Source organism: Citrobacter sp. Ce129 (assembly GCF_030334545.1).
In the GTDB taxonomy this organism is placed as follows: domain Bacteria; phylum Pseudomonadota; class Gammaproteobacteria; order Enterobacterales; family Enterobacteriaceae; genus Citrobacter; species Citrobacter europaeus.
Genome location: NZ_JAOWDS010000073.1, coordinates 677,746 through 687,838 on the forward strand (window position 1 = coordinate 677,746; position 10,093 = coordinate 687,838).

Annotated in this window: 9 protein-coding genes; 6 read left to right on the forward strand and 3 right to left on the reverse strand. The window is 52.2% G+C overall.

Annotated features, from left to right (window positions below; all coding sequences use genetic code 11):
* Nucleotides 1–73: 73 nt before the first annotated feature.
* Nucleotides 74–457: an autonomous glycyl radical cofactor GrcA gene (gene grcA / locus OGV77_RS22730; RefSeq protein WP_003037563.1), complete on the reverse strand. Its 384-nt coding sequence runs from the start codon at nucleotides 455–457 to the stop codon at nucleotides 74–76.
* A 317-nt stretch (nucleotides 458–774) separates the two neighbouring features.
* On the opposite strand from grcA, the gene ung reads away from it, so the two are divergent.
* The gene (gene ung / locus OGV77_RS22735; RefSeq protein WP_080626221.1) at nucleotides 775–1,464 is read left to right on the forward strand and encodes a uracil-DNA glycosylase; all 690 of its coding nucleotides are present in this window, start codon (nucleotides 775–777) and stop codon (nucleotides 1,462–1,464) included.
* A 34-nt stretch (nucleotides 1,465–1,498) separates the two neighbouring features.
* Here ung and OGV77_RS22740 read toward each other — a convergent pair whose 3' ends face one another.
* The gene (locus OGV77_RS22740; protein ID WP_043017227.1) at nucleotides 1,499–2,578 is read right to left on the reverse strand and encodes a tRNA/rRNA methyltransferase; all 1,080 of its coding nucleotides are present in this window, start codon (nucleotides 2,576–2,578) and stop codon (nucleotides 1,499–1,501) included.
* A gap of 207 nt (nucleotides 2,579–2,785) precedes the next feature.
* Between OGV77_RS22740 and trxC the strand changes: the two genes are divergently transcribed.
* The 5 genes from trxC to OGV77_RS22770 all read left to right on the forward strand — a co-directional run bounded on the left by trxC (nucleotide 2,786) and on the right by OGV77_RS22770 (nucleotide 8,508).
* Entirely contained in the window at nucleotides 2,786–3,205 is a 420-nt protein-coding gene (gene trxC, locus OGV77_RS22745; protein WP_003037559.1) for a thioredoxin TrxC, read from the forward strand.
* A 69-nt stretch (nucleotides 3,206–3,274) separates the two neighbouring features.
* Entirely contained in the window at nucleotides 3,275–3,973 is a 699-nt protein-coding gene (gene tapT, locus OGV77_RS22750; RefSeq protein WP_043017228.1) for a tRNA-uridine aminocarboxypropyltransferase, read from the forward strand.
* A gap of 36 nt (nucleotides 3,974–4,009) precedes the next feature.
* Complete coding sequence (locus tag OGV77_RS22755; protein ID WP_087050932.1) at nucleotides 4,010–6,670, forward strand: bifunctional acetate--CoA ligase family protein/GNAT family N-acetyltransferase; 2,661 nt, start codon at nucleotides 4,010–4,012, stop codon at nucleotides 6,668–6,670.
* Between the two features lie 114 nt (nucleotides 6,671–6,784).
* Nucleotides 6,785–8,140, forward strand: coding sequence for a CDP-diacylglycerol--serine O-phosphatidyltransferase (gene pssA / locus OGV77_RS22765; RefSeq protein ID WP_003835350.1), 1,356 nt, complete (start codon nucleotides 6,785–6,787; stop codon nucleotides 8,138–8,140).
* 32 nt (nucleotides 8,141–8,172) lie between these two features.
* Nucleotides 8,173–8,508: a YfiM family lipoprotein gene (locus OGV77_RS22770; protein WP_226791943.1), complete on the forward strand. Its 336-nt coding sequence runs from the start codon at nucleotides 8,173–8,175 to the stop codon at nucleotides 8,506–8,508.
* Here the strand turns inward: OGV77_RS22770 and OGV77_RS22775 are convergent.
* Entirely contained in the window at nucleotides 8,505–9,803 is a 1,299-nt protein-coding gene (locus OGV77_RS22775; protein ID WP_043017230.1) for an MFS transporter, read from the reverse strand. The two genes, OGV77_RS22770 and OGV77_RS22775, sit on opposite strands and share 4 nt — an antisense overlap.
* Between the last annotated feature and the right edge of the window lie 290 nt (nucleotides 9,804–10,093).

Genomic DNA, 10,093 nt, shown 5'->3' on the forward strand with positions numbered 1-10,093 from the left:
AGAAAAGCGGAAGACGCACTGGCATCTTCCGCTTTCAGATTCTCTGCTGAACGGGGGTTATTCCCCGGTAGCCTTACAGGCTCTCAGTAAAGGTACGAGCAATAACGTCGCGCTGCTGTTCTGGGGTCAGAGAGTTGAAACGCACGGCATAACCAGAAACACGGATGGTCAGCTGCGGATATTTCTCCGGATGCTTAACCGCATCTTCCAGCGTTTCGCGACGCAGAACGTTTACGTTCAGGTGTTGACCACCTTCCACGCGGACTTCCGGCTGTACGTCTACCGGCACTTCACGGTATTCGATTTCACCCAGTTTGCTGACGGCAACGACTTCATCAGCATTGAAACCTGCTTTCGCAACGATGCAGCGTGCTTCGCCTTTTTCGCTGTCCAGCAGCCAGAAAGAGTTCAGCAGGTCGTCGTTTGCAGCTTTAGTAATCTGGATACCTGTAATCATTTGATGCCTCCCCGGCAAAATTATTTGATCTCGGTTGGCCGTCATCCGGCCAATTGGTAAAACCATTGTTGCTTGAGTGTATATATACCCCTCACACACCCTTGAATCTTTGATTTAAATCAATAAAAACCATACATGAAAAGTGGTGATAGGTGGATTTTATTGTTTTACATCAACTTACGCCATACATGCAGCTAAACTTTTTACATAAATTTTCAACTATCTTTAAGGGGTAGTCCCTTGAGAAACGTACAGAATTTTGCGACGCCGAAAGAAGCAGTTAAGCTAGGGGGATTGAAAATTCGCAGGAGAGCGAAATGGCTACCGAATTAACCTGGCACGATGTGCTGGCAGAAGAGAAACAGCAGCCTTATTTTGTTAACACGCTGCATACTGTGGCGGGCGAGCGTCAGTCGGGTATGACAATTTACCCGCCGCAAAAAGATGTATTCAATGCTTTTCGCTTTACCGAGCTTGGCGACGTGAAAGTCGTCATCCTGGGTCAGGACCCTTACCACGGTCCAGGCCAGGCACACGGTCTCGCGTTCTCTGTCCGCCCCGGCATTGCCACTCCGCCTTCGTTGCTGAACATGTACAAAGAGCTGGAAGCGACGATTCCAGGCTTCACGCGCCCAACCCACGGGTATCTGGAAAGTTGGGCACGCCAGGGCGTGCTGTTACTCAACACCGTACTCACCGTCCGCGCCGGTCAGGCACATTCGCACGCCAGCCTGGGGTGGGAAACATTTACTGATAAAGTTATCAGCCTGATTAACCAACATCGGGAAGGCGTGGTTTTCCTGCTCTGGGGTTCTCACGCACAGAAGAAAGGCGCGATTATTGATACGCAGCGTCACCATGTGTTGAAAGCGCCCCACCCATCACCGCTCTCTGCGCATCGCGGTTTCTTTGGCTGCAATCACTTTGTACTGGCGAATGAGTGGCTGGAACAACGAGGTGAAAAGCCAATTGACTGGACGCCGGTATTACCTGCGGAAAGCGAGTAAAAAAAATGCCAGCGATTCGCTGGCATTTTTATGATCAGGCTTTGTTCTGACGCCACCACTCCGCGAGCAGCACGCCGGTCGCGACAGAAACGTTGAGCGTTTCTACCTTGCCCGTACCGTCAATCGCTACGCACAGATCGTCGGCTGAGCATGCTGCTTCTGGCAGAGCTTCACGCTCACGCCCTAATACCAGCACCATTTTTTCCGGCAACGTGGTAGTAAACAACGGTTTACCTTTCACGCTTGAGGTCATCACTACCGTGTAACCCGCATTACGGAAGTCGTCCAGCACATCGACAATGCTGTCACCGGTGATCGGCTGAACGTGCTCAGCTCCGCCTTCAGCTGTACGGATAGCCGCACCCGATTCCAGCAGCGCCGCATCCTGAACTACCACGCCTTTCACACCAAAGTGGGCGCAGCTACGCATCATGCCGCCCAGGTTATGCGGGTTAGCAATATCTTCCAGGGCCAGCACGCAATCCTGCGCCCCTGCCTGACCAACCCACTGCTTAACGGTGGTGCCGTTACGCTTTTTGATCAGGAAGCAAACGCCGCCATGGTGTTCAGTACCGGAGGCTTTCGCCAGCTCGGCTTCGTCAACCACGTGGTAGGCTTTACGGTTTGCCGCCATCCAACGCAATGCTTCTTTAAAGCGCGGGGTTACGCTCTGAACAAACCAGGCGCGGACGATGGCGTCCGGACGACTCTGGAACAGAGCCTGACAGGCATTCTCACCGTAAACGCGAGTTTCTTCCGCGCGCTGACGGCGTAATACTTCAGGATCGATAAAGCTTTTGCCGCTAATACCGCCGTGATCGGCTTTGTCCGCTGCGTCATCACTCGGTGCGCGGGACACGGTACGCCATGGTGAATCTTCACGTCTGCGGTCGCGTTCTACATCGCGGTCACGACCACGTTCACGGCCACGTTCGCTGTTCGGACCCTTTCTGTCATCACGGGCAGGGCGACGACCGCCTTCGGCTCGGGAGGTACCGGGGCGACCGCCGCCTTTACCAGTACGTGGATTTTGGGTGCGTTTGTCCGAGTCATCGTCACTGCGGACGTACATCACTTTGACCTTGCCGTTTTTATTCTTCAGTTCGTCGCTCATGTTTTTCTCCACCTGCTCTGCGCGAAGCGCGCAGATTACCCGATGTGCACGTCGTTAGCCATTATTTCATTTAAAAGCTAAGGACTATTGTACTCATTGAATAAAACGCATTGTTGTTTAGAACAGACTCCCCGATAATATGTAACATAATAGAAACATACTGGCGTTACTGCCGTGAAGTCCACTCCACTCATCCAGAGGTTAGTTATGAATACCGTTTGTACCAGCTGCCAGGCTATCAACCGTATCCCCGACGATCGTGTCCAGGAAGCGGCTAAATGCGGACGCTGTGGTCACGACCTGTTTGATGGGGAGGTGATCAATGCGACCGGTGAAACACTGGATAAACTGTTAAAAGACGATCTCCCGGTGGTGGTTGATTTTTGGGCCCCCTGGTGTGGTCCATGTCGTAACTTCGCCCCGATTTTTGAAGATGTCGCGGAAGAGCGTAGCGGTAAAGTGCGTTTTGTTAAAGTGAATACGGAAGCCGAGCGTGAACTCAGCGCCCGTTTCGGTATCCGCAGCATTCCGACCATCATGATCTTCAGAAAAGGTGAAATCGTCGACATGCTTAACGGCGCTGTACCAAAAGCCCCGTTTGATAGCTGGCTTAACGAATCATTATAATCTCTACGGGGCGCATCTTGTGCCCCGTTTTCACCTCTGCGACAATAGCGTTTTTCAACGTGTTTCCCCATGACCGATAACGCTGTTCTTCTGTTACGCGCTGAGCGCCTTGCGCGCGCCACGCGCCCTTTCCTTGCCCGAGGTAATCGCATTCGCCGCTGTCAGCGCTGCCTGCTGCCGCTGAAGCTCTGCTTGTGCGCAACGCTAATGCCCTCTGAGGCAAAAAGTCGCTTTTGTCTGGTTATGTTTGACACCGAGCCGATGAAGCCCAGTAACACGGGACGTTTGATTGCCGATATTCTGCCCGATACCACGGCTTTTCAGTGGTCACGCACCGAACCGCCTCAGGCGCTGCTCGAACTGGTGAAAAATCCGGATTACCAGCCGATGGTTGTATTCCCGGCCTCTTATGCAGGCGAAGAGCGTGAAGTGATTTTCACGCCACCAGCCGGTAAACCACCGTTGTTTATTATGCTTGATGGTACCTGGCCTGAGGCGCGTAAAATGTTCCGCAAAAGCCCGTACCTTGATAACCTGCCGGTAATCTCCGTTGATTTATCGCGTCTTTCTGCTTACCACCTGCGCGGCGTTCACGCCGAAGGGCAATACTGTACCGCCGAAGTGGCCATCGCCTTATTGGATCTGGCGGGTGATACGCAAGCCGCGGAAGGGTTAAGCGATCATTTCACTCGCTTTAAAACCCGCTACCTGGCAGGAAAAACCCAACATCAGGGAAGCGTCACAGCAGACTCGCCAGAAAGCGTTTAAAATCATTCGGTCACTGGTGTCATTAAGGAAGCCGATATGAGTCAGCGTGGTCTGGAAGCACTACTGCGACCGAAATCCATTGCAGTGATTGGGGCGTCAATGAAACCTAATCGCGCGGGTTACCTGATGATGCGTAACCTGCTTGCCGGGGGATTCAATGGACCTGTTTTACCGGTGACGCCCGCATGGAAAGCGGTGTTGGGCGTACTGGCCTGGCCCAATATCAATAGCCTGCCTTTTAGCCCGGACCTCGCCGTATTGTGCACCAATGCCAGCCGTAACCTGGCGTTACTCGAAGCGCTTGGCGAGAAAGGCTGTAAAACCTGCATTATTCTCTCGGCTCCCGCGGCACAGCACGCAGAACTGCTGGCCTGCGCATCACGCTACAACATACGTTTGCTGGGCCCCAACAGCCTGGGACTTCTCGCCCCCTGGCAGGGACTTAACGCCAGCTTTTCCCCTGTCCCGATTAAGCGCGGCAAGCTGGCTTTTATCTCTCAATCCGCTGCCGTATCCAATACCATACTCGACTGGGCACAGCAGAGAGAAATGGGCTTTTCTTACTTTATCGCGCTGGGTGACAGCCTGGATATCGACGTTGATGAACTGCTGGATTACCTGGCGCGCGACAGCAAAACCAGCGCAATATTGCTGTATCTCGAACATTTAAGCGATGCCCGGCGCTTTGTTTCCGCCGCCCGTAGCGCCTCGCGCAATAAACCCATTCTGGTGATTAAGAGCGGTCGCAGTCCAGCGGCGCAGCGTTTACTGCATACCAGCGCAGGGATGGACCCAGCCTGGGACGCGGCTATCCAGCGCGCCGGTTTATTACGTGTGCAAGATACTCACGAACTGTTCTCGGCGGTCGAAACCCTGAGCCACATGCGTCCGCTGCGTGGCGACAGGCTGATGATCATCAGCAATGGGGCCGCGCCAGCCGCACTGGCATTAGATGAACTGTGGTCAAAAAATGGCAAGCTGGCGACGCTGAGTGAAGATACCAGCCAGAAATTACGCGATGCCTTACCTGAACATGTTGATATCGCCAACCCGCTGGATCTGCGTGATGATGCCAGCAGCGAACACTACGTTAAGACGCTGGATATTTTGCTCACCAGCCAGGATTTCGACGCGCTGATGGTAATTCACTCCCCCAGCGCGGCCGCTCCCGGCACCGAAAGCGCGCAAGCATTAATCGAAGCGGCAAAGCGACATCCACGCGGTAAGTTCGTCTCGTTGCTGACCAACTGGTGCGGAGAGTTTTCCTCTCAGGAGGCCCGCAGACTGTTTAGCGAAGCCGGATTACCTACCTACCGTACGCCGGAAGGCACCATCACTGCGTTTATGCATATGGTGGAGTATCGGCGTAACCAGAAGCAGTTGCGGGAAACGCCTGCGCTGCCGGACTACCTGACCACCAACACCGCCGAAGCGCATAATCTGTTACAGCAGGCGATTGCTGAAGGAGCAACGTCGCTGGATACCCATGAAGTGCAGCCGATTTTACAGGCCTATGGCTTACACACTCTGCCAACGTGGATCGCCAGCGACAGCGCAGAAGCCGTACACATCGCGGAGCAAATCGGCTACCCGGTGGCGCTAAAGCTGCGTTCTCCTGATATCCCGCATAAATCAGAAGTTCAGGGGGTAATGCTCTACCTGCGTACGGCAACAGAAGTGCAGCAGGCCGCCAATGCGATTTTTGATCGGGTAAAAATGGCCTGGCCGCAGGCACGCATTCACGGTTTATTAGTACAAAGTATGGCGAATCGCGCTGGCGCTCAGGAGCTTCGCGTCGTTGTTGAACACGACCCGGTATTTGGCCCATTGATTATGCTGGGTGAAGGTGGGGTTGAGTGGCGACCGGAAGAGCAAGCCGTAGTGGCATTGCCGCCATTGAATATGAATCTGGCGCGTTATCTGGTGATCCAGGGGATCAAAAATAAGAAGATCCGCGCTCGTAGCGCATTACGCCCACTGGATATCGCCGGGTTAAGCCAGCTTCTGGTGCAGGTCTCCAACCTAATCGTCGATTGTCCGGAAATTCAGCGTCTGGATATTCATCCGCTGCTGGCCTCCGCCGGTGAATTTACCGCACTGGATGTCACGCTGGACATTGCCCCATTCACGGGCGATAACGAAAGCAGACTGGCGGTACGTCCCTACCCCCATCAGCTAGAAGAATGGGTAGAGTTGAAAAACGGCGAGCGCTGCCTGTTCCGCCCCATTTTGCCAGAGGATGAGCCTCATCTGCAGCAGTTCATTTCTCAGGTAACCAAAGAAGATCTTTATTATCGCTATTTCAGTGAGATCAACGAATTTACCCACGAAGATTTAGCCAATATGACGCAGATCGACTACGATCGGGAAATGGCCTTTGTTGCGGTACGGTGTAAAGATAATCAGCAAGAGATCCTCGGCGTAACGAGGGCAATCTCGGATCCTGATAACATTGACGCCGAGTTTGCCGTGCTGGTACGTTCAGATCTGAAAGGGCTCGGACTGGGCCGTCGGTTGATGGAAAAGTTAATTGCATATACCCGAGATCACGGACTTATGCGTTTGAATGGTATTACGATGCCAAACAATCGTGGGATGGTCGCCCTGGCCCGAAAACTCGGGTTTGCTGTTGACGTCCAGCTCGAAGAGGGAATTGTTGGGCTAACGCTTAATCTGGCCCAATTTGAGGAATCGTGAGTAAGGTACTGGAAATGTTGACCACATTAATGGGTACTGGTGGTATCATTGCCCGCTTATGTCGTCTGCATAGCACAGAGGACCCTTCAATGAACAGAGAAGAAATGCACTGTGATGTTGTCAAAATTTAAGCGTAATAAACATCAACAACACCTTGCCCAACTACCCAAGATTTCTCAGTCAGTTGATGATGTAGATTTCTTTTATGCTCCCGCTAATTTCAGGGAGACTCTGCTGGAAAAAATAGCCAGCGCGACGCGACGGATCTGCATTATTGCGCTGTACCTGGAACAGGATGACGGTGGCAAAGGCATACTCGACGCGCTCTATGCGGCAAAACGGCAGCGTCCTGAGCTGGATGTCCGGGTGCTTGTGGACTGGCACCGAGCCCAGCGCGGACGTATTGGTGCTGCGGCTTCGAATACCAACGCTGACTGGTATTGCCGAATGGCGCAAGAAAACCCTGGTATCGATATTCCTGTCTACGGCGTTCCGATTAACACCCGAGAAGCACTTGGCGTCCTGCATTTTAAAGGCTTTATCATCGATGACAGCGTCCTGTACAGCGGGGCCAGTCTGAACGATGTTTATCTGCATCAGCATGATAAATATCGCTATGACCGCTATCAGTTGATTCGCAACGCGCAAATGGCCGATATCATGTTCGATTGGGTTACACAGAACCTGATGAACGGTCGCGGCGTTAATCGCCTTGATGATATCAATCGCCCTAAAAGCCCGGAAATTAAAAATGACATCCGCCTGTACCGTCAGGAACTGCGCGATGCGTCATTCCATTTTCAGGGTGATGCGGATAATGAACAGCTTTCGGTTACGCCTCTGGTGGGACTTGGTAAATCCAGTCTGTTAAATAAGACCATTTTTCACCTCATGCCCTGCGCGGAGCACAAGCTCACAATCTGTACCCCTTATTTCAACCTGCCTGCCATACTGGTGCGCAATATCATTCAGCTGCTGCGTGAAGGGAAAAAGGTCGAAATCATTGTCGGTGATAAAACCGCCAACGACTTTTTCATTCCGGAAGATGAGCCATTCAAGATCATCGGTGCGCTGCCATATCTGTATGAAATCAATCTGCGCCGTTTCCTGAGCAGATTGCAGTATTACGTGAATACCGACCAGCTGGTCGTGCGCTTATGGAAAGATGATGACAATACCTATCATCTGAAAGGTATGTGGGTTGATGATAAATGGATGCTGCTCACCGGCAACAACCTTAACCCTCGCGCCTGGCGTCTGGATCTGGAAAACGCCATCCTTATCCACGATCCTAAGCAAGAGCTGACTCCCCAGCGCGATAAAGAGCTGGAGCTTATCCGCACGCATACCACAGTGGTTAAGCACTATCGCGACCTGCAAAGCATTGCTGACTATCCAGTCAAAGTGCGTAAGCTCATCCGTCGACTACGCCGTATTCGTATCGACAGATTAATTAGCCGTATTCTGTAACCAAGACCCCGTCCAGTGACGGGGTTTTTCATATGGAGGTAACGGTGCGCCTGTTTATTCTTACCAGTATCCTGGCCATTTCTGGCTGCAGCCACATGGCAAATGACCGCTGGAGCGGACAAGACAAAGCTCAACACTTCATCGCCTCCGCCATGCTTGCCGCAGCCGGAAATGAATATGCCCAACATCAGGGTAACAGCCGCGATCGCAGTGCGGCTATCGGCCTGATGTTCTCAGTCAGCCTGGGCGCGTCAAAAGAGTTGTGGGACAGCCGCCCCGCAGGGAGCGGCTGGAGCTGGAAGGACTTCGCCTGGGATGTTGCAGGCGCGTCTACCGGCTATGCGGTCTGGCAACTGGCACATTACTAGAGGCGCAGACCTTTCCCCTTCCCATGCAGCATCAGCGATACTAAAAACGCGACGACTGCCAGCGCTGTAACGTACCAGAAGAATGTCGTTTCCATACCGACAGACTTCAGGGATAACGCCACATATTCGGCTGAGCCACCAAACAGGGCATTAGCTACCGCATAAGATAAGCCAACTCCCAAAGCGCGCACCTGCGCCGGGAACATTTCAGCCTTCAGAATACCGCTGATTGACGTATAGAAACTCACGATCAACAAAGCGCACATCACCAGAGCAAACGCCATATACGGGGACGTTACGCTTTGCAATGCTGTCAGAATGGGAACGGTGAAAATCGCGGCCAACGCGCCAAAACACAACATTGAAGTACGTCGGCCAATTTTATCTGACAAGGCACCAAACAGCGGCTGTACCAGCATGAACACACACAGTGCCGCTGTCATAATCCCGCTGGCTACGTTGGCATGCATACCGGCGGTGTTAACCAGATACTTCTGCATATAGGTTGTGAAGGTATAAAAACACAGCGAGCCTGCAGCGGTAAAGCCAAGCACCATGATAAAGGCTTTACGATTACGCCACAGCCCTTTCAGAGAACCTGCTTCTTTCAGCGCGCGAACGTCCTGTTTCGAGGTTTCATCTAACTGGCGACGTAGCCATAGCGCAACAATAGCCAGTACGGCACCCAACGCAAATGGAATACGCCACCCCCACGATCTTAGCGCTGAGTCTTCTAACGTTTGCTGTAATATGACCACAACCAGCAATGCCAGTAACTGCCCACCAATTAACGTCACATACTGGAATGAAGCATAAAAACCTTTCTTACCTTCAACGGCTACTTCACTCATATAGGTAGCGCTGGTTCCATATTCGCCACCAACAGACAGCCCCTGAAATAGTCTGGCCAGCAGCAATAGCGCAGGAGCCCAGGTACCGATGGTCTCATACCCCGGTAGACAAGCGATCACCAACGATCCCATACACATCATACAAACTGACAGCAGCATAGACTTTTTACGCCCATGCTTATCTGCGATGCGACCAAACAACCAGCCGCCAATCGGTCGCATCAGAAAGCCTGCAGCAAAAACGCCTGCAGTTTGTAAGAGTTGTGTGGTGGTGTTTCCGGAGGGAAAAAAGATGTGAGCGAAATAGAGGGAGCAGAAAGAGTAGATATAGAAATCAAACCATTCGACCAGATTCCCTGATGATGCTCCGACAATCGCCCATATACGACGACGGGTATCGCCGTCTGCCAGCATCCCGTTCTCAGTTACACTGCTATCAGCCATTAGAATTGTACCCCTGCCAACGATCGCGTTAATTTATCAATGAAGGTTGTGTCTATTTTGGTGAACTAAATGTTATATAATTGTTATAATTCATTGTGCGAGAAAGATCACGGTTTTAATTAGCAGGAAAATGATTCAGATATGTTCGAGGGAGAGAGCCGAGTTATCAGCCAGAAATAGTGTGAGTTTTGTAGGACGGATAAGGCGGGACGCCGCATCCGGCGGTTTTCACTCCGTACAGACGCAAAAAAGCCCATCCGTCAGGATGGGCTTCTTCACTTGTTTGATGC

Coding starts and splice junctions, on each gene's coding strand:
- tapT (WP_043017228.1), top strand. CDS start 3,275: ATGACCGATAACGCTGTTCTTCTGTTACGCGCTGAGCGCCTTGCGCGC.
- grcA (WP_003037563.1), bottom strand. CDS start 457: ATGATTACAGGTATCCAGATTACTAAAGCTGCAAACGACGACCTGCTG.
- OGV77_RS22755 (WP_087050932.1), top strand. CDS start 4,010: ATGAGTCAGCGTGGTCTGGAAGCACTACTGCGACCGAAATCCATTGCA.
- trxC (WP_003037559.1), top strand. CDS start 2,786: ATGAATACCGTTTGTACCAGCTGCCAGGCTATCAACCGTATCCCCGAC.
- ung (WP_080626221.1), top strand. CDS start 775: ATGGCTACCGAATTAACCTGGCACGATGTGCTGGCAGAAGAGAAACAG.
- OGV77_RS22770 (WP_226791943.1), top strand. CDS start 8,173: ATGGAGGTAACGGTGCGCCTGTTTATTCTTACCAGTATCCTGGCCATT.
- OGV77_RS22775 (WP_043017230.1), bottom strand. CDS start 9,803: ATGGCTGATAGCAGTGTAACTGAGAACGGGATGCTGGCAGACGGCGAT.
- OGV77_RS22740 (WP_043017227.1), bottom strand. CDS start 2,578: ATGAGCGACGAACTGAAGAATAAAAACGGCAAGGTCAAAGTGATGTAC.
- pssA (WP_003835350.1), top strand. CDS start 6,785: ATGTTGTCAAAATTTAAGCGTAATAAACATCAACAACACCTTGCCCAA.